Source organism: Mycolicibacterium boenickei, assembly GCF_010731295.1.
GTDB classification, from domain to species: Bacteria; Actinomycetota; Actinomycetes; order Mycobacteriales; family Mycobacteriaceae; genus Mycobacterium; species Mycobacterium boenickei.
Genome location: NZ_AP022579.1, coordinates 4397500 through 4421175 on the forward strand (window position 1 = coordinate 4397500; position 23676 = coordinate 4421175).

At 68.5% G+C, this 23676-nt stretch carries 26 protein-coding genes; 18 read left to right on the top strand and 8 right to left on the bottom strand.

What is annotated here, in order from left to right:
• Positions 1-2: 2 nt before the first annotated feature.
• Positions 3-371 (top strand): NYN domain-containing protein, encoded by a 369-nt coding sequence (locus tag G6N57_RS20880; protein WP_077741939.1) that lies wholly within the window; start codon positions 3-5, stop codon positions 369-371.
• 15 nt (positions 372-386) lie between these two features.
• Here the strand turns inward: G6N57_RS20880 and G6N57_RS20885 are convergent, their stop codons facing one another.
• Together G6N57_RS20885 and G6N57_RS20890 are read right to left on the bottom strand one after the other, a co-directional pair.
• Complete coding sequence (locus G6N57_RS20885; protein WP_077740765.1) at positions 387-1952, bottom strand: class I adenylate-forming enzyme family protein; 1566 nt, start codon at positions 1950-1952, stop codon at positions 387-389.
• Between the two features lie 45 nt (positions 1953-1997).
• Positions 1998-2768: a DUF899 domain-containing protein gene (locus G6N57_RS20890; RefSeq protein ID WP_077740764.1), complete on the bottom strand. Its 771-nt coding sequence runs from the start codon at positions 2766-2768 to the stop codon at positions 1998-2000.
• Between the two features lie 104 nt (positions 2769-2872).
• On the opposite strand from G6N57_RS20890, the gene G6N57_RS20895 reads away from it, so the two are divergent.
• The 10 genes from G6N57_RS20895 to G6N57_RS20940 all read left to right on the top strand — a co-directional run bounded on the left by G6N57_RS20895 (position 2873) and on the right by G6N57_RS20940 (position 12491).
• On the top strand, positions 2873-3205 hold the full coding sequence (locus G6N57_RS20895; protein WP_077740763.1) for an ArsR/SmtB family transcription factor: 333 nt from the start codon (positions 2873-2875) through the stop codon (positions 3203-3205).
• Positions 3202-3645: an SRPBCC family protein gene (locus tag G6N57_RS20900; RefSeq protein WP_077740762.1), complete on the top strand. Its 444-nt coding sequence runs from the start codon at positions 3202-3204 to the stop codon at positions 3643-3645. The genes G6N57_RS20895 and G6N57_RS20900 overlap by 4 nt, the downstream gene beginning before the upstream one ends.
• 9 nt (positions 3646-3654) lie before the next feature.
• Positions 3655-5520 (top strand): fatty acyl-AMP ligase, encoded by a 1866-nt coding sequence (locus G6N57_RS20905; protein ID WP_077740761.1) that lies wholly within the window; start codon positions 3655-3657, stop codon positions 5518-5520.
• A gap of 26 nt (positions 5521-5546) precedes the next feature.
• Positions 5547-6002 carry a cyanase gene (gene cynS, locus G6N57_RS20910; RefSeq protein WP_077740760.1) on the top strand — a complete coding sequence of 152 codons (456 nt, stop codon included), beginning with the start codon at positions 5547-5549 and terminating at the stop codon, positions 6000-6002.
• Between the two features lie 22 nt (positions 6003-6024).
• Positions 6025-6681 (top strand): maleylpyruvate isomerase N-terminal domain-containing protein, encoded by a 657-nt coding sequence (locus G6N57_RS20915; RefSeq protein ID WP_077740759.1) that lies wholly within the window; start codon positions 6025-6027, stop codon positions 6679-6681.
• Between the two features lie 74 nt (positions 6682-6755).
• The gene (locus G6N57_RS20920; protein ID WP_077740758.1) at positions 6756-7769 is read left to right on the top strand and encodes an alcohol dehydrogenase catalytic domain-containing protein; all 1014 of its coding nucleotides are present in this window, start codon (positions 6756-6758) and stop codon (positions 7767-7769) included.
• Positions 7770-8026: 257 nt separating this feature from the next.
• On the top strand, positions 8027-8872 hold the full coding sequence (locus G6N57_RS20925) for an extracellular catalytic domain type 1 short-chain-length polyhydroxyalkanoate depolymerase (RefSeq protein WP_174814581.1): 846 nt from the start codon (positions 8027-8029) through the stop codon (positions 8870-8872).
• Between the two features lie 118 nt (positions 8873-8990).
• Positions 8991-10019, top strand: coding sequence for a DUF2278 family protein (locus tag G6N57_RS20930; protein WP_162563950.1), 1029 nt, complete (start codon positions 8991-8993; stop codon positions 10017-10019).
• Positions 10020-10204: 185 nt separating this feature from the next.
• Positions 10205-10864: a class I SAM-dependent methyltransferase gene (locus G6N57_RS20935; protein WP_077740755.1), complete on the top strand. Its 660-nt coding sequence runs from the start codon at positions 10205-10207 to the stop codon at positions 10862-10864.
• A 64-nt stretch (positions 10865-10928) separates the two neighbouring features.
• Positions 10929-12491 (top strand): threonine/serine exporter family protein, encoded by a 1563-nt coding sequence (locus tag G6N57_RS20940; protein WP_077740754.1) that lies wholly within the window; start codon positions 10929-10931, stop codon positions 12489-12491.
• Here G6N57_RS20940 and G6N57_RS20945 read toward each other — a convergent pair.
• Both G6N57_RS20945 and G6N57_RS20950 read right to left on the bottom strand, forming a co-directional pair.
• On the bottom strand, positions 12483-13331 hold the full coding sequence (locus tag G6N57_RS20945; RefSeq protein ID WP_077740753.1) for an SMP-30/gluconolactonase/LRE family protein: 849 nt from the start codon (positions 13329-13331) through the stop codon (positions 12483-12485). The genes G6N57_RS20940 and G6N57_RS20945 overlap by 9 nt on opposite strands.
• A gap of 25 nt (positions 13332-13356) precedes the next feature.
• Positions 13357-13593 carry a hypothetical protein gene (locus tag G6N57_RS20950; RefSeq protein WP_075923019.1) on the bottom strand — a complete coding sequence of 79 codons (237 nt, stop codon included), beginning with the start codon at positions 13591-13593 and terminating at the stop codon, positions 13357-13359.
• A 233-nt stretch (positions 13594-13826) separates the two neighbouring features.
• Between G6N57_RS20950 and G6N57_RS20955 the strand changes: the two genes are divergently transcribed.
• From G6N57_RS20955 to G6N57_RS32090, 4 genes are all read left to right on the top strand, one after another.
• Positions 13827-14234 carry a YciI family protein gene (locus G6N57_RS20955; RefSeq protein WP_077740752.1) on the top strand — a complete coding sequence of 136 codons (408 nt, stop codon included), beginning with the start codon at positions 13827-13829 and terminating at the stop codon, positions 14232-14234.
• Entirely contained in the window at positions 14234-15403 is a 1170-nt protein-coding gene (locus tag G6N57_RS20960) for an RNA polymerase sigma factor (RefSeq protein ID WP_163646699.1), read from the top strand. Before G6N57_RS20955 ends, G6N57_RS20960 begins: the two co-directional genes overlap by 1 nt.
• A 25-nt stretch (positions 15404-15428) precedes the next feature.
• Entirely contained in the window at positions 15429-16778 is a 1350-nt protein-coding gene (locus G6N57_RS20965) for an NAD(P)/FAD-dependent oxidoreductase (protein ID WP_097926372.1), read from the top strand.
• A 111-nt stretch (positions 16779-16889) separates the two neighbouring features.
• Entirely contained in the window at positions 16890-17366 is a 477-nt protein-coding gene (locus G6N57_RS32090) for a peptidoglycan-binding domain-containing protein (RefSeq protein WP_234815822.1), read from the top strand.
• Here G6N57_RS32090 and G6N57_RS20975 read toward each other — a convergent pair.
• Both G6N57_RS20975 and G6N57_RS20980 read right to left on the bottom strand, forming a co-directional pair.
• Entirely contained in the window at positions 17359-18588 is a 1230-nt protein-coding gene (locus G6N57_RS20975) for an NAD(P)/FAD-dependent oxidoreductase (RefSeq protein ID WP_077740750.1), read from the bottom strand. The two genes, G6N57_RS32090 and G6N57_RS20975, sit on opposite strands and share 8 nt — an antisense overlap.
• A gap of 4 nt (positions 18589-18592) precedes the next feature.
• Positions 18593-19906, bottom strand: coding sequence for a glycosyltransferase 87 family protein (locus G6N57_RS20980; RefSeq protein WP_162563949.1), 1314 nt, complete (start codon positions 19904-19906; stop codon positions 18593-18595).
• Between the two features lie 103 nt (positions 19907-20009).
• Between G6N57_RS20980 and G6N57_RS20985 the strand changes: the two genes are divergently transcribed.
• A complete protein-coding gene (locus tag G6N57_RS20985) occupies positions 20010-20588 on the top strand; it encodes a TetR/AcrR family transcriptional regulator (RefSeq protein ID WP_234815823.1) in 579 nt (192 codons plus the stop codon).
• A 97-nt stretch (positions 20589-20685) separates the two neighbouring features.
• On the top strand, positions 20686-21243 hold the full coding sequence (locus G6N57_RS20990; RefSeq protein WP_077740747.1) for a hypothetical protein: 558 nt from the start codon (positions 20686-20688) through the stop codon (positions 21241-21243).
• On the opposite strand, the gene G6N57_RS20995 is transcribed toward G6N57_RS20990, so the two are convergent.
• Positions 21233-22594, bottom strand: coding sequence for a TIGR01777 family oxidoreductase (locus G6N57_RS20995; protein WP_077740746.1), 1362 nt, complete (start codon positions 22592-22594; stop codon positions 21233-21235). The two genes, G6N57_RS20990 and G6N57_RS20995, sit on opposite strands and share 11 nt — an antisense overlap.
• A gap of 39 nt (positions 22595-22633) precedes the next feature.
• On the bottom strand, positions 22634-23050 hold the full coding sequence (locus tag G6N57_RS21000; RefSeq protein WP_077740745.1) for a hypothetical protein: 417 nt from the start codon (positions 23048-23050) through the stop codon (positions 22634-22636).
• 93 nt (positions 23051-23143) lie between these two features.
• Between G6N57_RS21000 and G6N57_RS21005 the strand changes: the two genes are divergently transcribed.
• Positions 23144-23659: a putative immunity protein gene (locus G6N57_RS21005; protein WP_077740744.1), complete on the top strand. Its 516-nt coding sequence runs from the start codon at positions 23144-23146 to the stop codon at positions 23657-23659.
• Positions 23660-23676: the final 17 nt, after the last annotated feature.

Here is a 23676-nt window from a genome sequence, read left to right on the forward strand (position 1 = left end):
GGGTGCGCTGGATCGTGGACGGTATGAACGTCATCGGCTCGAAGCCGGACGGCTGGTGGAAGGACCGCCGCGGTGCGATGGCGGGTTTGGTCGAGCGGCTCGAGCGTTGGGCGGCGGTCGAAGACCGGCGGGTGGCGGTGGTGTTCGAAGGGCCGACGACGCCGCCGATCGAGTCCGACGTCATCGAGGTGGCCCAGGCCCCGAGGGCGACCGCGAACTCCGCCGACGACGAGATCGTGCGGCTGGTTCAGGCGGATTCGCGACCCGGTGAGATCACGGTCGTGACATCGGATGGCGGGCTGGCCGCCAGGGTCCGCGCCGCGGGCGCTTCGGTGCACCCGGCAGCAGGGTTCCGCAGAGAGATCGACTGAGCGGGCGCTCGTCGATCAGTGCGCACGCCCGGGGCGTGCGGTCTCCAAATCTCCGTCGATGATCAACTGCCGCAGGCGTTTCCGGTCGAACTTTCCGCTGGGCAGGGTCGGTATCCGGTCGCTGGTGGTCAGGGCCCATCGGGTCGGCACCTTGTAGGCGGACAACTGTTGCCGTGTGTGGGCGGCCAGGGCGGCCAGGTCGAGCTCCGCGGTCGGCACCACCACCGCGCAGACTTCCTCACCGCGCTGCGGGTCGTCGATGCCGACGACCACACACTGCGTCACCTCGGCAGACTCGGCGATGACGGCCTCGACTTCCAGCGGGGAGACGTTGGCTCCGGCGGCCTTGATCAGGTCGGTGGTACGCCCGACGTAGAAAAGTCGGGGATCGCCGTCGCGCCGGTACACCTTGTCGCCGGTGTGGTACCAGCCGTCGGCGTCGAAGGTCTCCGACCGTTCGCGTTTGTTGTAGCCGGCCATCACCCCGATGCCGCGGACCAGCAGTTCGCCGGTGTCTCCGGAGTCGACAGGGACGCCGTGCTCGTCGACGATGGCCATGTCGGTGAACACGAAGCCGCCCGCGGTCTCAGACATGGTGCGGTGCACCGGAAATCCGTCCGGTACGTCGGTCATGGCGATGTCAAGCGGGCCCTCGCGCAACATCGGTGCGCTGCTCAGGTCTCGGTCGGCGAACGTCGGATGTTCCCGCAACTTCTGGGTGAAGGCGGGCCAGCCCACGATCCCGGTGATCCGTTCGTGCTCGGCAAGATCCAGTGCGGTTTCCGGATCGAGTTTCGGCATCACCACCAGGGTGACCGGTTCGTGCAGGGCGCCGGTGACGGCGAGCAGTCCGCCGATCCAGAAGAACGGCATTGCGCACAGGATGCGGGACTGGTCCGGTGTTCCGGTGATCGCCCGAATGGCCGCAGGCCAGGTCGAGGTTTGACGCGCCAGCGTGCCGTGGGTGTGCAGCACCCCTTTGGGGTCAGCGGTGGATCCGGACGTGTGCACCATGATTGCGAGGTCGGCGGGGGAGACCTCGGCTTCCGCGGCGGCCAGCACATCGACCGGCACGACGTCGGCGTCGGCATCGCAACCGCCCGATGCCCACGGCCGGTCGGTGTCGCCGATCAGCGCGATGCGGCGCAGATAGGGTGCGGCGCGCAGGGCCAGCCGGCTCGTCGAGTGGTCCGCCAGTTCGGGCAGGGCCGCCTCCAACCGGTCGGCGACGTCGATGGTCAGCACCGTGCTGGGGGCGATGAGCAGACCGATGTCGGCCAGGCGCAACACCTTTGCGATCTCGGCGGGCGTGTACAGCGTGCTCAGCGGCACCGCGACCGCCCCGATTCGCGACACCGCGAGCCACCAGGTCACCCACTCGGCACTGTTGGGGAAGAACAGGCCGACGCGACTGCCCTTGCCCACCCCTTGGTGCAGCAGCCACCGCGCCTGCTCGGCGGATCGTTGGTCGGCCTCGAGGTAGGTGAGCCGGTCGGTCGGGGTGACCAGGTAGACGGACTCGCCGAACTCGGCGGCGCTGCGCCGCAGGAGAGCGGGAACAGTCAACGGAAGGTGCGTCACCCGCCCATCTTCTCCAATGGCCTGCGCCGGGCTGCCTGCGGCGGGTCAGTGGCCTCCGCAGGCCGCGCAGTCGTCACGGGGTGGACGTGGATCGCGCGGATTGTCTGGGTCGGGATCGCCGAACCATCGCGACGGCTCATGTTCGGCGTAGGTGTCGTGCCAGGACCACCACTCGTAGGCCTTGGTCTGCGGGTATCCGGGCGGAGAATCCTCCCAGGTCTCCTGACGGCCGAGCGCGGTCATGTCCAGGAAGTTCCAGGTGTTGACGAAGGCCTCGTCGCCCCGGTTGTCGATGAAGTAGGTGCGGAAGATCCGGTCCCCGTCGCGGATGAATGCGTTGGTGCCGTGCCATTCGTCGACACCGAAGTCCACGTCGAACTCCGCACCGGGTCGGGGAACCATGGTGTACCAGGGATGGTTCCATCCCATGCGCCCCTTGATCCGGGCGATGTCGGCCTGCGACCCGCGGGAGGCGTAGACGAGGGTGGTGTCGCGGGCGTTGAGATGGGCGAGGTTGCCGATGTGGTCGGCCATCAGCGAGCAGCCGACGCACCCGTGTTCCGGCCAGTCGTCCACGCCTGGATCGAGGAAGGCGCGGTAGACGATCAGCTGACGACGCCCGGCGAACAGGTCGAGCAGGCTCGCGGTGCCCTCCGGGCCCTCGAACACGTAGTCCTTGTCCACCGGCGTCCACGGCATGCGCCGGCGCAGCGCCGCGAGCCGGTCCCGGGCCCGGGTGAATTCCTTTTCCTTGACCAGCATTTCGTCGAGTGCGGCCTGCCATTCTGCGGCCGGCACGATCGGTGGATTCTTCACGGCTACTCCCGTCGTCGGTACGTCCGGTGCTGATCCAACGTTCAACAAATCAGTTGAATATTGCTTCCTTCAGGGAACCACGACTCACGGCTATAGTCAACAAGGTGGTTGAAGATCAGGTTCTGGACCGGGCCTACTCCGCGCTGGCCGATTCGACCCGGCGCCGGTTGCTGGAGGCCCTGCGCGAGGGTGACGCCCGCATCAGCGACCTCGCCGCCCCGTTGCCCATGACCTTCGCCGGCGTCTCGCGGCATATCGGGGTGTTGGAAGCCGCAGGCCTGGTGCAGCGCGAGGTCCGCGGTCGAGAGCACTGGGTGTCGCTCAAACAGGACGGCTTGGCGATGGCCCAGCAGTGGATGACCGAGCAGACCGATTTCTGGTCGACCCGCGCGGACGCCCTTGCCGCCCGGTTGCGTCGTAAGGCGGATTCCCGATGACCGACGCCCCGACGGTCCGGGTCCGACGGCTGATGCCCGCGACCCCCGATGTGGTCTTCGACGAATGGCTCGACCCCGAGTCGCTGCGGGAGTGGATGTGCCCGCGGCCCGTGTACTGCGTCGAAGTGGCGGTCGAACCCCGGGTGGGTGGGCTCGTGCGGTTCGACATCGATGATTCCGGCTCGAGCGTGCTGATCACCGGGCAGTTCCTCACGATCGACCGGCCCCGTGTGCTGCGGTTCACCTGGAGCAACTCGGACTGGGCCGACCCGACCGTGGTCAGCATCGTCAATGTCGAATTCGAGCCGGTCGGCGACGGGCAGACGATGATGTCGATCGAGCATTCCCTTTTGCCGCCAGAGGAATTCGACGACTTCCACAACGGATGGACCCTCACGCTCGAGCAGCTGGCGGCCCGACTCGAAGGCGCCGCGACCTAGACTGCCGGCATGGAGAGCGGCACTCAGATTCAGTACGAGGCCCCGGCGGGCCTGCTCCGCATCGAGGATTGCCTGGACGAGAACGGCGGCATCGTGCTGCCCCCGGGCACCACCCTGATATCTCTGATCGACCGCAACATCGCTCACGTTCCAGACCTGGTCGCTTACCGCTACCTCGATCACAGCCACGCCACCGAAGAGGTCGTCGAACTGACCTGGACCCAGCTGGGCGTGCGACTGCGGGCCGTCGCGGCGCGGCTGCAACAGGTTGCCGGGCGCGGTGACCGCGTCGCGGTCCTCGCGCCGCAGGGACTCGACTATGTCGTCGGGTTCTTCGCGGCGATCAAGGCAGGCAACATCGCGGTGCCGCTGTTCGCGCCGGAACTGCAGGGGCACGCCGAACGCCTCGAGACCGCGCTGCTCGACTCCCGGCCGACCACGGTGCTCACCACCGCCGCGGGGGAGGCCGCGGTGCGGGAGTTCCTCGCGAAGATGCCCGACACGGTGCGCCCCCGGGTCGAGCTCATCGATGGGATACCCGATGATGGGATACCCGATTCGGAGGGGGACGGGTTCACCCCGATCCCGGTCGATCCCGACGACATCTCCCACTTGCAGTACACCTCGGGCTCGACGCGCCCACCGGTCGGTGTGGAGATCACCCACCGCGCCGTCGGCACCAACCTGCTGCAGATGATCCTGTCCATCGACTTGCTGAACCGAAACACCCACGGCCTCAGCTGGTTACCGCTCTATCACGACATGGGCCTCTCGATGATCGGGTTTCCTGCGGTCTACGGCGGGCACTCGACGCTGATGTCGCCGACCGCCTTCATCCGTCGCCCCGAGCGGTGGATCCGGGCCATGTCCGATGCCTCGAAACACGGCCGCGTGATCACCGCCGCGCCGAATTTCGCGTACGAATGGACCGCCCAGCGCGGTGTTCCCGCGGCGGGGGAGGACATCGACTTGAGCAACGTGGTCCTCATCATCGGCTCCGAGCCGGTAAACCCTGAAGTGATAACGGCATTCAACGAGGTGTTCGCGCCCCACGGGCTACCGCCGACCGCGTTCAAGCCGTCGTACGGCATCGCCGAGGCGACGCTGCTGATCTCCACGATCGCCCCGGCCGAGCAGGCGTCGGTGGTCTACTTCGACCGCGAGCAGCTCGCAGTCGGGCGAGCCGTGCGCGTCGACGCTCACGCCGAGGGGGCCGTCGCCCATGTGTCGTGTGGCCACCCGGCCCGCAGTCTGTGGGCGGTGATCGTCGATCCCGCGACTGCCGACGGGCCCTCCGAGGAAGTGGCCGACGGCCGGATCGGGGAGATCTGGCTGCACGGCGACAACGTCGGTCGCGGTTACTGGGGCCGGCCGGAGGAGACGCGGAAGGTGTTCGGGGTGTCGCTGCAGTCCCGGCTGGCCTCGGGCGGTCACGCTGAAGGACTTCGGCAGGACGCCACCTGGCTGCGCACCGGTGATCTCGGGGTGTATTCCGAGGGGCAGCTCTACGTGACCGGCCGGATGGCCGACCTCGTCCGGATCGACGGGCGCAGCCACTACCCGCAGGACATCGAGGCCACCGTGGCAGACGCCTCGCCGCTGGTGCGGCGCGGGTACGTCACGGCGTTCACCGTGACCCGCGACGGTGACGGCGCCGGACTGGTGGTGATCGCCGAACGCGCGGCCCGCACCAAGCAAGCCGATCCCGAGGAGGCCGGTGAGGCCATCCGCGCGGCGGTGGCCGCCCGGCACGGACTGGCCGTGGCGGATCTGCGGTTCCTGCCCGCGGGCGCGATCCCCCGGACCACGAGCGGCAAGCTGGCCCGGTTGGCCTGTCGCGGCGAGTATCTGGCGGGCACACTGGGCGTGCGGTGATCGTTCACCGCGGGCATGCTGCTGGTATGAGCAGAGACGAGATCACCGCCGCGATCGTGGAAGCCCGGCTGACCAAGGGGCTCACGTGGCAGCAGTTGGCCGATGCCATCGACAAACCCGTGGTGTGGACAGTGTCCGCGTTGCTCGGGCAGCACCCGGTGCCGGTCGAATCCGGCAAGGTCATCGCGGAGCTGCTCGGCCTCGACGAGTCGGTGGTCCCGGTGCTGGCCGCGGTCCCGATGCGCGGCGGATTGCCGACTGCCGTGCCCACCGATCCCACGATCTACCGGTTCTACGAGGCGCTGCAGGTCTACGGCGGCGCGCTCAAAGAGCTGATCCACGAGCAGTTCGGGGACGGCATCATGAGCGCCATCAACTTCAGCATCGACGTGCAGCGCAAACCGCACCCGTCCGGTGACCGGGTGGTGGTGACCTTCGACGGCAAGTTCCTGCCGTACGACTGGACGGCCGCGGAGAAGTAGCATCCGCTGCTAGCGTGCGGGCGTGAGCCAGTTCTCAGATTCGTGGGCGGCGCTGCGGGCAGCGGTGGCGGGGCTCAAGCCCGAGGACTTCAGCCGGCCCTCGGGTTGCGCCGGCTGGTTGGTTCGAGACCTGGTGTGTCACCTCATCATTGATGCCCAGGATGTGCTGATCACGCTGGCCACCCCCGCCGACGCCGAACCGACCCGCAACGCGCTGACGTATTGGGACGTATCCGGTACGCCTCCCGACGGTGCGGATCCGTTGGCGGCGCTGACCGTCCGGCTGGCCGCTGCTTATGAGGATGTGGACCTACTCAAGTTCCACCTCGACGATGTGGGTTCCGCCGCCGGCCGGGCGGCTGACCTCGCCGACCCCGACCGGCGGGTTGCCACGCAGGAGCAGGTGCTCACCGTCGGCGACTACCTCGACGCCTACGTTCTGGAATGGACACTGCACCACCTGGACCTGGTGGCACATCTGCCGGGACCGGCCGGACCGCCCGCGGCCGGTCTGGCCCGATCGCGCGCGATGTTCGGCGACATCACCGGAGTCCGATTCCCCGCGACATTCTCGGACGCGGACGTCCTGCGGGTGGGGACGGGCCGCCGGGCTCCGACCGATCCTGAGGTGTCCGCTCTCGGTGAGGCGGCCGCACGGCTTCCGTTCGTGCTGGGCTGACGGCGGACGCTGGTCAATAGGGCGTCGACGGTCGATGATTACCTGATATCCCTGCGGCGACGGTAAGGATCTCCATGTCTACTCATCGAGCTGTTCACGTCCAGTCCGCCGGTGGCGAGCTGGAACTGGTTGATGCCCAAACACTCTCACCGGATCGCGGCCAGGTGCGGGTGGCGGTGGCGGCGTGCGGCGTCTGCGGTACCGATCAGGCCATCATCAACGGTGGGTTCCCGGGCATGACCTGGCCGGTGACCCCGGGCCACGAGATCGCGGGCACCATCGCCGAAGTCGGCGCGGGCGTCACCGATTTCTCGGTAGGGGACCGGGTCGCCGTGGGGTGGTTCGGCGGACACTGCGGGGTCTGCATCCCGTGTCGCAAGGGCCTGTTCATCCATTGCGTGAAGGGGCAGATTCCCAGCCTGCACTACCCGGGCGGCTACGCGGAATCGGTGACGGTACCTGCCAACGCGCTCGCCCGGATCCCCGACGAACTGTCTTTCGCCGAGGCCGCCCCGATGGGGTGCGCGGGCGTGACGACCTACAACGCGCTTCGCCACACCCGCGCTCTCCCCGGCGACGTCGTTGCCGTGCTCGGCGTCGGTGGACTGGGCCACCTCGGGCTGCAGTTCGCCAACGCGATGGGGTTCGAGACGGTCGCCATCGCCCGCGGCCCCGGCAAGGAGGCGGACGCCCGTTCGCTGGGGGCCAGGCACTACATCGACTCGACCGCCGGGGATGTCAGCGCGGCCTTGCGCGACTTGGGTGGTGCGGCAGTGGTTCTGGCGACGGTGGGCAATTCGCAGGCGATGGCGGACACCGTCGGCGGGCTGGCGCCGCGCGGCGAACTGGTGGCGATCGGGGTGTCGGCAGACCCGTTGCCGATCAGCCCGGTGCAGCTGATCCAGCCGGCCCTGACGATTTCCGGGCACCCGTCGGGGACCGCGCGTGATGTCGAGGAGACGATGCATTTCGCGGTGCTGTCGGGGGTGCGGGCCCGGATCGAGGAGCGCCCGCTCGATGACGCGGCGAGCGCGTATGCGGCGATGGAGCAGGGCCGGGCGCGCTACCGCATGGTCCTGACGATCTGATCTTTCCCACCCCGCCGGTCGCCACGAGCAGGTAGCGTCGGTACTTCGTTTGCTGGACGACGAATCGGTGGGGGCCGGGGATGGCGTGGAATCGGAGGGTGACCGTTGCCGGGGGGATTTTCTCCGGCCGGTCACGTGGTGTTGCCCGGAAGTTCGCCCGTGGTATCTACTCTGCCCCGGTGCTTTTCACGCCGGGACGGCTGACAACAGTGATATCCGCGGCGCTGGTCGCGCTCTCGTGGTGCGCGGTCGGCCCGATGCCCGCAGCGGCCGCACCGATACCGTCGGCGCAGATCGATTTCGGCGGCACGATGCGCACCTACCGGGTGCACCTGCCGGCCGGCGGCGCGCCATCGGGGCTGGTCGTCAACCTGCATGCGGCCGGATCGACCGGAGCCGACCAGGCGGCGCTCACCCACTACGACGCCGTGGCCGATGCCTACGGGTTCGCCGTGGTCTACCCCGACGGCATCGACTACAGCTGGGCCGACGGCCGCGGCGCCTCGGTGCCGGACCGTCAAGGAGTCGACGACGTGGGGTTCATCTCGACCCTGGTCGATCGCCTCGTCGCCGAGAACGGCATCCCGCGCGGCCGGGTGTATGCCACGGGCCTGTCGGCGGGCGGGTTCATGGCCAACCGCCTGGCCTGTGACAGGGCGGACCTGTTCGCGGCGATTGCCCCGGTCGCTGGCACGCTCGGGACGAATGTGGGCTGCAGCCCGTCGCGACCTGTGTCGGTCCTGGCCAGCTACGGGACCGCGGACCCCATCGTGCCCTTCAACGGCGGGCCGATGACCGGGCGCGGTGGCGGCAGCACGGTGGTGTCGGGCCCCGCGATGGTGGATCGGTGGCGCCAGATCAACGGCTGCCCCGCCCCGTCTGACGAGGTGCTGCCCGCCACCGGTGACGGCACCGAGACCCACCGCATCGCCTCGGACGGGTGCGCGGCCGGAGCTTCGGTGGTGTTCATGAGGGTCGACGGCGGCGGACACACCTGGCCGGGTGTGCCCGAGATTCTTCCGGTGCAGGACGTCGGCGCCGCCAGTCGGGCGTTCGACGCCTCGGACGCCTCAGCGCAGTTCTTCGCCTCGCACGGAAGATAGCCGCGACCGCCGAATCGCGTAGTCGGCTACGCGTGTCCGCGTCGTGCGCGGCCGATACGTTCGGCGAATGCGGGCAAGTGAAAGTCCTTGTGTCCGCTCCGAAATGAAGGAGTCGATCATGGCGCTCACCTACGGCGTACTGCGTGCACGGCCGGACCGGTTCGTCCGCGAAGACGGGCAATCCAGCCCGCACCTGCAGATCCGGGCAGTCGACGACTCCGGGCAACCCTGGCGGGTCGCGGTCAATGTCGAGTCCAACGACGGTAGCGAAGTCGTGTTCTGGGTGGTGGATCCGCTGGTCGGCCACCCGATCCTGAACGGACTGGCCGCGGTGGCGTCCGGATTCTCGATCACCCCTGGCACGTCGGCGGCCTCATTGGACTACGTCAAGGCGCCACTGTTCGACTTCACCCTGGGCCGGGCGCTGCCGTCCAGCGGCAGCGCGAATGCCGACGATCTGCAGGACCTCTTGAGCTTGTACCTGACCCAATGCCAGGCCGCCGGCGGCGAGCTCTACGCCTTCGGCGCGAAGTTCGACCGGAACCTGCACAAGCCGATCGATGCCGAGTTCGGCAACACCGACGGATTGCACGGCGTCCACGACATTCATATGAACCAGGGCAACGTCGGCGCTCACGCAGGGGACAACGGCGCCTTCCACGACGGCGGGCTGCTGCTGGCCTTCCCCGACCGGGTGGTCGGCATCCTGCTGGCCTTCCAGACCCAGCAGGTGCCCACCGACGCGCGGGGAGACGCCGCCGCGGGTGCGCAGCCGCTGTCCCGGTTGATCGGGGCGGGACCGGCCGGGCCGGGGACCCCGGTGCCGGCCTACCTGGAGCGGGCGCTGATCAATCCCATCGGTCCCGATCCCGGACACGAAGCCGTGGTGATCGGCAACTGTGCCACCACGGCGGTGTCGTTGCACGGCTGGCGGCTGGTCGATCGCAACGGCCGGGAAAGCAAGCTGGACGCCGACCTGGCCGGGGGAGCTTCTGCGGTCATCGTGCTCGACGGATCCGGTGCCCAGCTCGGTAACTCGGGCGGCAATCTGCTGTTGGTCGATGATCGAGGTGCCCAGGTCGACAGCGTCACCTACTCCCAGGACGACGCCGCCGGCGAGGACCGCTACGTACGCTTCCAGCGGTAGCCGCCAATATTGATCACCCAGCGGTTAACCCTGTCGGGGCTCCGCCCGGCCGACCTGGACGGATTGAATAACATTCCGCCCCAGTCGAATTCACGATCAACGCGTGAGGACACTGGTCAAGTGCGACCCCGTCGGGCAGGCTGCGCCGGTGCGAGCGAAGGTGCCGCGGCCCTAGGGTTCGTCCCGTGGTGGATTGGCACAGCTGGCACGAGGACTATGACCGACCCGATTCGGCCCTGGCGCACCGGCTTCGCGCCGTGCAGGCACTGATCACGCAAGCGCTCGACGAGTCCCCGCCCGGCCCGCTGCGGGTGGTCAGTTTGTGCGCAGGCCAGGGGCGGGACCTGCTGGAGGTGCTCGCCGAGCATCCGCGACGCCGCGACGTCCGGGCGCGCCTGGTCGAGTTGGATCCGCGCAACGCCGCGGTCGCCGCCGCCGCGGTGGACCGGTATCGGCTGACCGGGGTCGAGGTGGTGACCGGCGACGCGGCGCTCATCGACCACTACGCAGACCTGGCACCGGCCGACATCGTGGTGGCCTGTGGCATTTTCGGGAACATCACCGATGAGGACATCGAGCGGACGATCCGCATTCTCCCGCAGCTGGCCAAAACCGGCGCCACCGTGCTGTGGACTCGCGGACGCACCGTCCCGGACCGGATTCCGCTGATCCTCAACTGGTTTGAAGAGCAGGGATTCGACCTGATCTGGGTGTCGCCCCCGGATGTGAGCTACGGCGTCGGAGCCCACCGCTTCACCCGGCAGCCTGAGCCTCTGGTGGCCGGGGCCCAGATCTTCGACTTCGTCGGCTCGGACGTGATCCGGGCCGCCGACCTCGCTCGCTGACGACACCGCAGGCCGTGGCGTAGTTCCACCAGGAGCCGACCGTTCATCAGTACGCTTTTCAACGATGGCTGAGGAAGGTCTGAACGGCAGAGATCGCCTGCGCGGAGGGCTGCGCATCGCCCTGCGGGGGCGGCGGGACCCGGCACCGGTGGCCGGCCGGCGCAGTCGCGCGTCGGCCGGGATGGGTGACGTGCACACCCGCAAGGTCCTCGACCTGACCATCCGCCTGGCCGAGGTCATGCTCTCGTCGGGCTCGGGCACCGCCGACGTCGTGGCCACCACCCAGGACGTCGCACAGGCGTACCGGCTGACCGATTGCGTCGTCGACATCACCGTCGCGACGATCATCGTGTCGGCGCTGCCCACCGCGGACAGCCCGCCGGTCACGATCATGCGCGCGGTGCGCACCAGGTCGACGGACTACACCCGGCTCGCCCATCTCGACCGGCTGGTGCGACGCATCACCTCCGGCGGTATCACGGTCGACGAGGCGCACGAGGCGATGGACGAGCTCACCGAGAGCCCGCATCCGTTCCCGCGGTGGCTCGCGACCGCCGGCTGGGCGGGTTTCGCGCTCGGCATCGCAATGCTGCTGGGCGGCAACTGGCTGACCTGTCTGCTGGCGAGCCTGACCGCCGCGTTGATCGACCGCGTCGGCCGCCTGCTGAACCGGATCGGCACACCGTTCTTCTTCCAGCATGCGGTCGGGGCGGCGATTGCCACCCTGATCGCTCTTGGTGCCTACCGCTATACCGGCCAGGGGCTCAGCGCGCTGGTCGCCACCGGGATCGTGTTGTTGCTGTCCGGCATGACCTTGGTCGGTGCCGTGCAGGACGCGTTGACCGGCTACATGGTCACGGCGGTCGCACGGCTCGGTGACGCGGTCTTTCTCACCGCGGGGATCGTCGTCGGCATCACCGGTGCACTGCAGGCCGCCACGCTGCTCGGGTTCCAGATCGAACTGCACGTCAACACGGCAGGCACCTTCATCACCCCGCGGGGTCCGCTGCCGATCGTGCTGGCGGTTCTCGGCGCGTCACTGGCCGGAATCTGCCTGACCATGGCCAGCTATGCGCCGCTGCGTTCACTGCCCACGGCCGGGCTGGCCGCCGGGCTGGCGGAGCTGACGTTGATCGGGCTGGGAACCGCCGGGTTCGGCCAATGGGCGGCTACCGGAATCGCGGCGATCGGGGTCGGTTTCCTGGCCACCTTGATCTCCATTCGCCGGCAGTCCCCGGCGCTGGTGACGGCGACCGCCGGCATCATGCCGATGCTGCCCGGCCTCGCGGTGTTCTGGGCGGTGTTCGCCTTCGCCGTGGACGAGAATTTCGGTGAGGGACTGGCGCACCTGCTGACCGCGGCAGCGACGGCGTTGGCCCTGGGCAGCGGCGTGGTGATGGGTGAGCTGCTCGGCTCGCCGCTGCGCTACCGCGCCGGACGGATCGGCGAGTTCTTCCGCAAAGAAGGTCCGCCCGGGCTGCGCCGCGCGGTGGGCCAGGTGGTCCAGCTGCAGCCGGCCGACAATGCGTCTGCGGTCAGCCCGCCCCGTGCCGAAAGCGTCCCGCTGGAGCCGCCGTCGGCCGACGAACCGGATGACGATGAAACCGAAGACTCGGGCTCAGGGTGAACCCACGCCGGGGACGTCGACCCGCGCCTGCAGGATCCGACCCGTCGACTCGCCTGCCAGCAGGCCTTCGTGGCTGGTGTCGTCGACCACGAGATACAGCGTCCGCCCGTCGGGACCGCCCAGCGCCGGCGCCACCGCCCATCCGCGGTCGATCTCGATGCGGTGCGTGATCTCACCGCCGGCGACCACCCGCAGGAACTCGCCGGTGTCGTAGCAGCCGACCCAGACTCCTCCGGCGGCATCGACACACAATCCGTCGGGGTGCCGGTCGGGACCGAGGTCGGCGAATACGGTAGGGGAGCTGAGATCGCCGTCGGCCGCGGCGGTGAAGGCCAGCAATCGGGAGCCGTGGGTCTCGCTGGCCACCAGAGTCGACGCGTCGGGCAGCAATCCCAGGCCGTTGGGCAGCGCCAGCCCGCCGGCCACGATCCGGATTGTGCCCTCGGAGCCGACCAGCCCGATGGCTCCGGTCAAGGCGCCGCCGTCAGCGATGTAGAGGTCGACATAGGTCCGACCGTCCGGCGTCACCAAGAGATCATTGGTGGACCACGCGATGTCGCTGACGTCGTAGCTGGCCGTGACGTTTCCGCGGGCGTCGGCATGGTGCAACTCGGCTGCGAAAAGCGTTGACACGACGAGAGTTTCGTCGGGCAGCCAGCCGAGACCGGAAGCGCGGGCGAGTTCGACCTCAACGGCGAGGTCGCCGGTTTCGCCGGCCGAGTACACCCGGCCGGCCAGGCCGTCGGTGAACCACAGGCGGTCACCGTGCCATCGGGGCCCCTCGCCGTAGACGATCCCGTCGACGAATGGGACCGCGGCGATGGCTTCGACTGATGTCATCGGGCCCTCAGGTCCGGCGCGGCGATCAGGTGAAGGGCAGGAAGTCGCCGTTGATCCAGACGCCCCAGTGGCCGCCCGCAGGCAGGTTCCACCAGACCATCGGGTGACCCTGCCACGACTCGGCCGGCTTCTTCGGCGCGTTGGGCGGCGGCGGGAGGCTCGGGTCGGGGTCCGCGCTCGCGATGGCGGTGCCCAGGCCGAGGGCCGCCCCGATCATGCCTGTGGCGGCGATGGTCGCCAGGGTTGCCTTGCTTCCGAACATGAATGTCCACCTCGGTGCTCGACTGAAGAACTTGGTACCCGAAGCTTAGCCAAACGAAGTGATTGGTTGCGCACTTGAGGTCGGCGACGGGCTCATACGTCATCCTGAACCCGCGTGACGTGGCCCGATGCCCAGTTCGGAAATATTTCGGTTGTGGATGTCGAGAACGCCGCGACGGTTCCGTCCCAGGGGCGAGTGACCAACTAGGGTCGCAAACCTGAAGGGAGAATCCCATGGCCAAGTACCTGTTTCTCAAGCATTACCGAGGCGCGCCGGCGGCCGTCAACGACGTCCCCATGAACGAGTGGACGCCCGACGAGATCCAGGCCCACATCCAGTACATGAACGACTTCGCGGACCGGCTGAAGGACACTGGCGAGTACGTCGACAGCCAGGCGCTGGCCCCGGAAGGGGCCTGGGTCCGCCACGACGGCCCGGGCAAACCGCCGGTGACCGACGGCCCGTTCGCCGAGACCAAGGATCTGATCGCGGGCTGGATGATCGTCGACGTCGACTCGTACGACCGCGCGGTGGAGTTGGCAGGCGAATTGTCGGCGGCCCCGGGGGCAGGCGGCAGGCCGATCCACGAGTGGCTCGAGGTGCGTCCGTTCCTGACCGCTGCACCGACCGTCACCGAGTGATGGACTCCGCCGCGGTGGACGAGGGCCGGTTGCGGGATCTCATTCCCGGTGTCCTGGCCGCCCTCGTCCGCCGCGGGGCGGACTTCGCGACAGCCGAGGACGCCGTCCAGGAAGCCGTGGTCCGGGCCTGGGAGACCTGGCCGAAGCAGCAACCCGACGACCCCAAGGCCTGGCTGATCACCACCGCGTGGCGGCGTTTCCTCGACATCACGCGATCCGAGGTGGCCCGGCGTGACCGTGAGGCGCGGGTCTCGGCCGAACCGGCCGCGGGACCTGCCCCGGTGGCCGATGACACGTTGCAGCTCTACTTCCTGTGTGCGCACCCCAGCCTGTCCCCGTCGTCGGCCGTCGCACTGACGTTGCGCGCGGTCGGCGGGCTGACCACGCGCCAGATCGCGCAGGCCTATCTCGTGCCGGAATCGACGATGGCGCAACGCATCAGCCGCGCCAAGCGCACTGTCAGCACGATCCGGCTCGACCGGCCCGGTGACTTGGGCACCGTGCTGCGCGTGCTGTATCTGGTGTTCAACGAGGGCTACAGCGGCGATATCGACCTGGCGGCCGAGGCGATCAGGCTGGCCCGCCAATTGGCCCGGACCACCGACGATCCGGAAGTCGCGGGCCTGCTCGCGTTGTTCCTGCTGCACCACGCCAGGCGCCGAGCGCGGACGCGCGCCGACGGGACCCTGGTGCCCCTGGCCGAGCAGGACCGCACGCTGTGGCGGCGCGATCTCATCGCCGAGGGGGTGTGGGTGCTGCAAGCCGCGCTGGCACGGGACCGGCTCGGGGAGTACCAGGCGCAGGCCGCGGTGGCGGCGTTGCACGCCGATGCCCGGTCTGCCGAGGAGACCGACTGGGTGCAGATCGTCGAGTGGTACGACGAACTCGTGGCGCTCACCGACAGCCCGGTGGTGCGACTCAACCGCGCCGTCGCAGTCGGTGAGGCCGACGGGCCGCAGGCGGGTCTGGCGGCGCTCGCCGAACTCGACCCCGCGCTGCCGCGCCACACCGCAGCGGCGGCCTATCTGCACGAGCGCGCGGGCCACCTCGCGACGGCCGCACAGCTCTACGTGCAGGCGGCGGGCGAAGCGCAATCGCTGGCCGAGCGCAACCATCTCACCCTGCGGGCGTCGGTCTTGCACGGTCGCATTTCCGATGAGGACGATTAACCTCCTAGTTGTGGGCAACAGTCGCATGAGGGTGTTGATCATCGGTGGGGGATTCGGCGGTTTGTTCTGTGCCCGCCGGTTGGGCGGAACCGATGTCGACGTGACGCTGCTGGACCGGGCGGCCGGCCACCTGTTCCAGCCGCTGCTCTACCAGTGCGCCACCGGAACGTTGAGCTTCGGGCAGATCAGCCGCCCGCTGCGTGAGGAATTCGCCCGGCACCGCAACGTCACCACGCTGCTCGGTGAGGCGGTCGACATCGACCCGCAGCAGCGCCAGGTCACCGCCCGACGGCCGGATGAGACCACGTTCACCATCGACTACGACGTGCTCGTGGTGGCCGCCGGGATGCAGCAGTCCTACTTCGGCAAAGAACACTTCGCGCAGTGGGCACCCGGAATGAAGACGCTCGACGATGCGGCCAACATCCGGCAGCGGGTTTTCACCGCCTTCGAAATCGCGGAGACGTTGCCGCCGGGGCCGGAGCGTGACGGCTGGTTGACGTTCGCCGTCGCAGGCGGTGGTCCCACCGGGGTGGAGTTGGCCGGGCAGATCCGCGAGATGGCAACCCGCACCCTGGCCCACGAGTTCCACAGCATCGAGCCCGAGGAAGCCCGGGTGCTGTTGTTCGACGGCGGTGAGCGGGTGCTGAAGGCCTTCTGTCCCGAGCTGGGGGAGAAGGCGACCCGGTCGCTGCAGCGGCTGGGGGTCGAGCTCCACATGGGTGTGCACGTGACCGATGTCAGCCGGGACGGAGTGACCGTCAGCCCGAAGGCCGGGGGTCCCGACGAGCAATACGTGGCACGAACCGTGTTGTGGACGGCAGGTGTCGAAGCCGTTCCCTTCGCCCGGCACGTCGCGAAAGTGCTCGGTGCCGAATCCGATCGCAGCGGGAGAATCGCTGTGGGGCCTGATCTTTCGGTGGCCGGGTATCCCGAGGTCTTCGTGATCGGCGATCTGGCCGGTCGCGAGAACCTGCCCGGAGTTGCCGAGAACGCGATGCAGGGCGGGTGGCACGTCGCCTCCTGCATCCGCCGGGAACTCGCCGGAAAGCAGCGACGGCCGTTCCGCTACCACGACCTCGGTTCAGCGGCGTATATCGCTCGGGGACAAGCACTTCTGCAGGTCGGCCCGGTCAAGATCGCCGGGGTTCTCGGCTGGCTGGCATGGGGATTCCTGCACATCGCGTTCCTCACCGGCATCCGCAACCGCCTCAGCACCGTGACCACCTGGCTCGGCACCATCGCGCGGGCCCGCCGCGCCCACCGGGCCTTCATGCTCGGCGCGACCGGCCTTCCCGAGCAGCGCTACACGTGGACCACCTGGGACGCGCTCACCCCGCCGCCCGAGGCGCCGCCGGACGCGGGCGACCGCTAGGCCGGGTCCGTTTCGAGTAGTCGGCTACGCGTGCCTGCCGCCGCCGGACGCGGCTACCTTCCGATCATCCGAAGTTGGCTCAACGCCACCGAGATGAGAGGAGTGCCTGTCATGCCTCCATATCCGACAGTCACATTGAAGAACGGCAGTCAGGGCCAGCAGGTTGCGACGCTGCAGGCGCTGCTGAACCTGGACTACCCGGCCTATTCGCACCTGGTGGTGGACGGCGAGTTCGGCGCACAGACCGAAGCCGTCATCCGCGAATTCCAGAAGCGGGCCGGCCTGTTCGTCAACGGCGTCGCGGACGCCCAGACGCTCGCCAAGCTCGACGAACTGACAACGCAGGGCGCCGGGGCGGGTGAGGAGCTGAAGCAGTGCAGCGGAGGCATTCTCGCCAGTCCGAGCACCTCATGTCCGTTCGCCCAGAACGTTCGCCAGGAGTACTTCGCCGTGCCGGGAGATTCTGTGCAGATCAACGTCTTCAGCCCGGTGACACACCAGACCTACACCATGGCGTGCGTCCGGGAGGGCGGCTGGGTGACATGCCGCGGCGGCAACAACGCGGTCGTCCAGTTCCCGTTCAACTGATGGACCCGGAGCCCCGGGCCGGCCGCGCCTGAAGTTCGGGGGCGGCCGCCGCGAGGAGGGCCTGCCGGTCACCGGTCAACGGGGGATAGATCCGTTCGGTGTTGATGGTCTTCTTGGTGGCCTTGGCCGCTGCACCGGTGGCCACGACGTCGCGGGCCCAGCCCTCGGTGTAGACCGCGCCGGCCGGGCCCAGGTCGAGAACCGTGACATACCACGGGATTCGCAGAGCACGCATGGGCCGGCCGAGAAGGTCGCCGATCACGTTGTACCCGGCGTAGCGGCCCATCGGCCTGCCGTGCTGACACGACATCACCGACAGGTGGCCGTCGTCCACCCGCGCGGCTGCCACGTCGCCGGCCGCGAACACCGCGGGCACGCCTTCGACGCGGAGATAGTCGTCGACCGGCAGCCGGCCGAACCGATCCAGCGGCACCGGCAGCTGCGACGTCAGTGGACTGGCCCGCATTCCCGCGCACCACACCACGGTGGCTGCGGGCACCGTTTTCCCCGATGACAGGGTCAGCGCCCCGATGTCGACCGCGGTCACACTGACTCCGGTCATGACCTGAACTCCGTTGTCGGACAATGCCGCTTCGATCACCGGACGGGCCGATGCCCCCATGTCCGAGCCGACCTGCGGGTTGTGGTCGACGAGCAGGACCTTCGGGGTCAGGGAGCTGTCGAAGTTCGCGGCGAGCCGCGTGGGCAGTTCGCAGGCGGTCTCGATGCCGGTGAGTCCAGCCCCGACGACGACGACCGTGTCCGCACCCGATACCTGAGGATTGGCGGCCAACGTGTCGAGGTGGGCGGCGAGTCGGCTCGCGCCGTCGAAGGTGTCGACGTCGAAACCGAACTCGGCCAGCCCGGGAATGTTCGGCCGCGCCACCCGACTGCCGGCGGCCAGCACCAGTCGGTCATAGCTGACAACCACAGTGCGCCCACCCTGCTGTGCCGTGACTTTGCGAGCCTCCACGTCGATCTCGGTGACCTCCGCGACGATGTGGTCGACGCCGACGGGATCCAGCAGCTCCGCCAACGGGATTCGGCAGTCGGCGAGCTCGGTCTCGTAATTGCGGACCCGGATGTCGTGATACGGACGCTCGCTGACCACCGTGATCTGCACAGCGTCGGCCGCTGTTCCGAGTTCTTCGACGCGCCTGGCCGCACCGAGCGCCGCCCACAACCCGGCGAAACCCGACCCGACGACCAGTACCCGCGGCACGGATTCAGCCTGCCACGTGAGACACCTCGGGATCGCCGATATCACCGGGCAGTCGCGTCGGGTTCGGCCTGCGGTGCACGAACGCCACCGTTACCAGGGCGGTGACGATGAACAGCGTGGGGTTGGTGGACACCACCAGCAGTTTGTCCGGCTTGGTCATCGTCGCGATGGCGGCGTCGAGTGCCTCGATGTAGGTGCCGTAGCCGGCGCTGAGCTGATGTGAGGTCCGGTAGAGCCAAGCGGCGAACCACATGAACACCGCCAGGTAGACCGCCAGCGCACCCGCCGCCCAGCCGGCACGAGCCGGACCGGTGGACCGCACCGCCCGGTCGACCAGGATGGCCAGCAGCGGAACGGTCCACACCCAGTGATGCCCCCAGGCCAGCGGTGGCACCGTGCACGACAGCATTCCGATCAGCGTGATTGCCAACAAGGGGTGCCCGAACTGCTGTGCCCGTTGTGCGGCAACGAAACCCAATATCGCTGCGGCGCCGATCGCGATCATCCACCACATGGTCGGCATCGGTGCCGGCGCTGTGAGGGTGGACAGAACTCCTCCGATCGAGAAGTTTCCGGGATGGGTGAGTGGCCCGATTCGATCGGTTTGGAACACCGCGTGCAGCCAGTAAGTGGCGGAGTCGGTCGGCAGGACACACCAGGTGAGTGCGGCAGTGGTCAGCGCCGCGCCCAGCGCGGTGAAACCGGCACGCCACTGCCGGGTGAAGAACAGGAAAGGGATGAACACCACGGCGGTCAGTTTGATACCGGCGGCGATGCCGACCGACCATCCGCGCAGCCGGGCTGAGGGTGGCCGGGTGAGGTCCCAGACGATCATCGACATCAGGACGAGATTGATCTGCCCCTGCCACAGGGTGCCCCGCACCGCCTCGATGTCCACGGCGGCGAGGCTCAACGCGATTGTGAGCAGTCCCAGGCGGAGATCGGGCCGGTAGCCCAGGACCGTGGCACATCGCCAGATCGTCATGGCCAGCGCGGTCAATGAGATGGCCATCCAGATCACCTGGGCGGCGGGGAAACTCATCAAGGCGATGGGAATGAAGACGATGCCCGCGAACGGCGGGTAGGTGAACCAGCCGCCACCGGGCAGTTCGGTGTCGTACAGGGCGCGGCCGTCGAGTAGCTGCTGCCCGCCGTGGCGATAGACGTCGAGATCGCCACCGTTGGTGAACAACCCCATGTGCGATCCCGCGGTGAATGGTTCCAGGAGTTGGTGAACGACCAGCAACGCAGCGGCCGCCAGCCAGGCAATCACCACCGCGTGCGTCGAAACGACGTGGACGCGGTGTGGCGCAGTCACGATGCAAGCCCCTCCCATGCGCGTCAGCCGACCCCTGGCTGTGAACGAAGCTCGTTCGGGCGCAACAACCAACGAATATATGAAGCATTTGTTACAGTCAAGCGTGGCTCGCGAGATCGACCAGGTGAAGCGTGACCGCCTACTGGCCGGCGCGGCTTCGGTGTTCGCGCGCGTGGGAGTGGTCGATACCTCGCTGCGCACGTTGGCCGGCGAACTGGGAACCAGCGCTCGGATGCTGGTCTACTACTTCGGCACAAGAGATCAGTTGATGCTCGAAGTGCTGAACCGGCAACAGCGCCAGGCGATCCCGGAGACCGATGATGTGGAGTTGCCGGTGTCCGTCGCGGCGCACCGGCAGTGGTGCTTTGACGACTGGTACGCCTGCACCCGCGGTGAGCGGAGCGAAAGTCTGCGCGTGGTCCTCCAGGTGTTCGGTGCCGCCTGCAGTCGCGACAGCCCGTACCGCGAATACACCTGGGACACGCTCACGCTGCTCACCCGCAACTCGAAGGCGCGGTTGGCGGCGCTCGGGATGTCCGACCACGTCGCCGAGACGCGCTCACGCATCGCCCTCGCAGCATTTCAAGGGTTCATCATCGAGTTCTTCACCGCTGAGGACCCCTCCTACGTGGATGACACCTTCAGCCGATTCGTCGACGAGTTCCTGCTGGCGCCCTTCTAACCCAGCGCGTCCCCGGGGCGGTATGCGACGATGCACGGACCGCCCTGCTTCCCGAGCGGGAGTTCTGCGGGTGCATGGAGAGAGGACCGCCGGATAGATGACCGAAGCGCACCGCGCCACGCTCGCCGTCAATGGAGCGAAGCTCGCGATCGCAGGCCTGACCGTCGTCGGTGCCGTGCTGGCCGCGGCAGGGCAGGCCGCGGCGGACCCCGTTGTGCCTGATCCAGCGCCTGCACCGGCCGATCCCGCACTCGCGGCACCGCCGCCGCCCGCGCCGGCCGGTCCTCCGCAGGTGCCCGAGATCGCCAACCCTGTTTACGGCTCGGGTCAGTACGGCGGCGGCCCGGTCGGCACGCTCAGGGACCTCTGGCATCAGGCCCACGACCCGGGTGGCTTCCAGACCGGCGGGGGAGCGCCCGAGGGCGTCGCACCGCCTCCTGGCGCAGGTCCGGCTCCGCCGCTGCCGCCCGGCTACAAATCGATCAACGCTCCGGGCTCCGAGACACCGGTCACGGCGCCCGCACCTGGTAGCGGTCCGGCCGGTCCGCCGCTGCCACCTGGCTACTATTCGCTGAACGGACCGCCCCCGCCCGGTTACGAGTTCAATTCGCCGGGACAGCAGCAGGCTGCACCGCCGGCGGCTCCTACGCCGTAGCTGCGCGTCCCAACACGTGGCTCAGGGCCTGATCCAGGCGCGGATGGCGGAAGCGGTGGCCGGCGGCGTTCAGGACCGCGGGAACCGCCCGCTGGCTCGCGCAGGCCAGTTCGCGGGCTCCCTGGTCGCCCAGCAGTAGCCGTGGCCCCAGTGCCGGCACCGGCACCACGGTCGGGCGGCGCAGAACGCGGCCGAGCGTGTCGCTGTACTCAGCGTTGCGCACCGGCTCCGGTGCCACCGCGTTGACCGGGCCGGACAGCTGCTTGTCCCACAATGCGCGGTGATAGACGTCGACCAGGTCGTCGATACCGATCCAGGGCAACCACTGTTGCCCGTCGCCGATGCGGCCGCCGAGCCCGGCGGCGAACAGTGGACGCAGCAGTCGCAGGGTGCCGCCGCGCGGGGACTGGACGATTCCGGTGCGGATTCGCACCACTCGTGCCCCCGATCGCTGCGCCGGGGCCAGCGCGTTCTCCCACTCGGCCACCACATCGGCCAGAAACCCGCTGCCGCGCTCGGCTGTCTCGGTGAGAACCTCATCGCCGCGGTCGTATCCGTAGAAACCGACGGCTGACGCGCTGACGACAACCCGCGGCCCGGTTTCGGTGTCGGCGATCAGTTCGGCCAGCCGGCGGGTCGGCTCGATGCGGCTGTCGCGGATCGCGCGGCGGTGCCCCGCGGTGAATCGGCCGGCGATCGACTCGCCGGCCAGGTGGACGACGGCGTCCACCCCGGCGAACAGATCTGGGTCAGGATCAGACGGGTTCCATTGCCGCTCATCAGTTTTGGTTGCCGCGCGGCGCACCAGCCGAATCACCCGATGGCCGCCGGTGCTCAGGAACGCGGTCAACGCCGACCCGACCAGTCCGGACGCTCCGGTGATCGCGATCGTCAGCGGTGCAGGCAGGGAAGCGCGGGCCTGTTGGTGTGCCGCGAGGTCATCGGCGAGCTGACGGTGACGGTAGGCGAACATCGGACGCAGGAAACGGCCGGGCACCGGGGTCTCGACGCGGTCGGTCATCCGGGTGAGCGTGGCGTCGATCTCTTCGAACTCGTGAATGTGCTTCCAGTGCAACGCCAGTGCCGCAGGTAGCGAGGCCGGCCCGCCGCGGGCGATCTGGTCGACGAATCGCCATGGTGGGTCGTAGTCGTCGGCCTGGTGCTGAGCCACCCACCGCAGACCGCCGGGCAGTGCGAGTTCGGCGCGGCCGTCGCGCAACGAGGCTGCTTCGGAAACGAGCCGCATCGCCTGCCACGGCGGTGACAGCCTGGCGAACGCGCCCGGGCGGCTGTGCCAGGTGAAGACCTCTTCTTGCGGGGCCGCAATGATGCTGGAGTACACCAATCCCATCGACCGACGTTACCCGGAGGAGTCGCGCCGCGTCCGCATCTATGCCGAGGCCCGCTTGGCCCGCACGCCCGCATAGGCGAACAGCAATCCGGTGCCTATCTCGGAAAGGGCTGTGACCCAGGAGAACCAGGTGACATTGATGCGGGGACCACTGAGGTAGCTGTCCTGGAAATCCGGCCAGAAATTCGGCAGCAGATGCGCATAGGTGAACACGACTGCACTGCCGACACCCGTGAAGATCGCGAGGTCGGGCGCGCGGGGATGTCCGCGCAGGGTCATGGTGATCGCGATGAGGACGATCACTCCCTGAATCGTGCCGCCGGCCATCACGAACATCGGTGACGCCGACATTCCCCGAAGCAGGTGGTCGATCACATGCAATCCCCAGCCCAGTAGGAAGGTCCATGCTGTCAGGCGCAGAAAGCGTTGTGTCTGAACGATTGTCGGTGCCGTCATAGGAGCCCCAATCGATGTACTACAGACGATAGTAGGTCCGCCCGGCGGCTGACGCAATAGTCCGAACGGAGCGTCAAAGCCACACTGGACAGTGTGATCCTTCCCAAGATCCGCGACCCTCGCTTCATCACGATCCGCCGCGGTGGCTCCCTGACCGATTCGGACCACCGTCTCCTCGCTCTGTGGGCGGCGGCGTGCGCCGAGCACGTCCTACACCTTTTCGAGTCGGTTCAGCCCGAGGATCCCCGACCGCGTCAGGCCATCGACCACGCCCGCGCTTGGGTTCGTGGCGAGGTCAAGATGATGCAGGCGCGCGCGGCGGGCGGGCACGCCATGGGTGCGGCCCGAGACTTGCGCGGGCCTGCACGCCATGCGGCGTACGCGGCCGGTCAGGCGGGCGCGGTCGCCCACGTGGCAGCGCATGAACTCGGCGCGGCGGCATACGCCATCAAAGCCGTGCGCGCCGCGGCTCCGGACGGCGACGGCGAGTCGGCCGGCCGCGTGGAATGCCAGTGGCAGCGTGACCAGCTCCCGGACGCGATTCGCGACCTGGTCCTCGACGACCAACGCCTGCGCAACGACATCTGCTGGTCGGTCTTCGACTTCTGACGCCGTGGCCGAAGCTA